This is a genomic window from Desulfovibrio sp. 1188_IL3213 (assembly GCF_036763145.1).
Lineage (GTDB): Bacteria > Desulfobacterota > Desulfovibrionia > Desulfovibrionales > Desulfovibrionaceae > Desulfovibrio.
The window spans coordinates 1-1,682 of the sequence record NZ_JBAIYR010000460.1 but is presented as its reverse complement, the minus strand read 5'-3'; the positions used below and the strand labels follow the sequence as shown (position 1 = coordinate 1,682).

General features: G+C 53.6%; 1 protein-coding gene. It reads left to right on the top strand.

What is annotated here, in order from left to right; all coding sequences use genetic code 11:
* Positions 1 to 792 (top strand): DUF4198 domain-containing protein (locus tag V6C16_RS12600; protein ID WP_333536689.1); only part of this gene is annotated, 792 nt, incomplete at its 5' end.
* Positions 793 to 1,682 lie beyond the last annotated feature (890 nt).

Here is a 1,682-nt window from a genome sequence, read left to right as displayed (position 1 = left end):
CAGACCACGGCGGCAAACGCCGGGCAAACCGCTGCGCAGCCTGTGGAAGAAGCGCCCGCGCCGCCCCCTGCTCCCGAGCTTCCCTCCATCAATGAACAGGTGGACGTGCTTATCACCATGATGCGCCCCTTTCAGAATCAGGGTCTTGTCATGGATATGCCCCAACTTTTCGCCGTATTGCGTTACGACAATGCCAGCCCCGTCAAGGATGGCCTTATCCAGCCCGAACGGCGCGACCTTCTCGGTGATGTGGAAGAAATAGGCTATCTGGACCAGAAGGCGTGGGGGGCCAACGTGGCCCTTGCACACCCTGGCCTGTATCAGTTCATTATTGAAGGCCGCCCCTGGTGGGATGCGGCGCACGGGCAGTTTTTGCAGCATTACGTCAAAGCCGTTTTGCCCGTCTATGGCGTGGAGCGGGGATGGGACCAGCCCGTGGGCCAGACCTTTGAAATCCAGCCCCTTGTCCGTCCTTTTGGCCTCACCGCCCCTGCCCTTTTTTCCGGCGTGGTTCTGCTGCACGGCAAACCTTTGGCAAACGCCCCCGTGCGCATGTCCAGAATCAACACGGAAAAGCGCACCGTTCCCACACCGTGGCATGAAGAAATGGCGGCGCGCACCGACAAGGCGGGCCAGTTCTCCTTTGTGCTCAACCAGCCCGGCTGGTGGTACTGCATGGCCACCACCCCCGGTGACCCTCTCAAAGGCCCTGACGGCCAACCCAAACCCCTCAACCTTGGGGCGGTGTTCTGGCTTTATGTGGACGGTGCTGCCGACGCGCGCAAGCGCTGATCCGGCACAACGTCGGTCTCTCTTGCCGCTGCCGCTCAGGCTTGCCTGAGGACCTGCCCAAGAGACTTTTGATGCAGGCCGCTTACGCGGCCTGCCGACTTTTTTGCCAGGCGCAAAGCGCATCTTGAACGCAAACCGGCCAACCGATGCGTCTCCCCAACGCTGCCGCAGATTCCTGCGCAAGACTTGCGCTTGTGACCGGCAATATTTCCTACAAATCTGCTGCACAGAACAAACATGCTGTATGCCAACGGCATGAAAAACACAGACATCAAGCGGATCACAGCAGTTATGGCGGATAAAAAAGACAGTGGATAACAACGCATCTCACTATAAACAGTGTACCATTTGAAAAATGAATATGCACAAAAACAAATGTACAACATCAACTTAAAACCATCAGAAACCATTTTTATCTTCACACTTCCAGCATCTAAACAAATTAAGACTCTTTTCAAATATACTATACATTTCAATCATAATTATTTTTACTTTTTTTACCAAAAACAACAACGATATTACGTTAATAAATATTATCATTTTAACACATTGCACCACCGCAATACACGCATATCTTTTCTACACTTCTTATTTTATGCAAAGTGGATTTCATGCTCTTGCCTTTTTTGTCACAATGTTTATAGTCAGAAAGGCTGATCAGACCGTGCGACCAGCGCACCCTGCAACCAACAACCCCCTCCCGGGAGCTGTTCATGAAATTGAGTGCCTTTCTGACCGCTGCGTTTTTTCTCTGCTGTTCCATCATGCTTGCCATGCCCGACTGCGCCGAAGCCGCCCGCATGGGTGGCGGACGCTCGTTCGGCAGCAAACCCTTTATGAGTACGCCCGCGCAAAAGCCTGCCATGCGGCAGGATACGCCCAGCGCCACG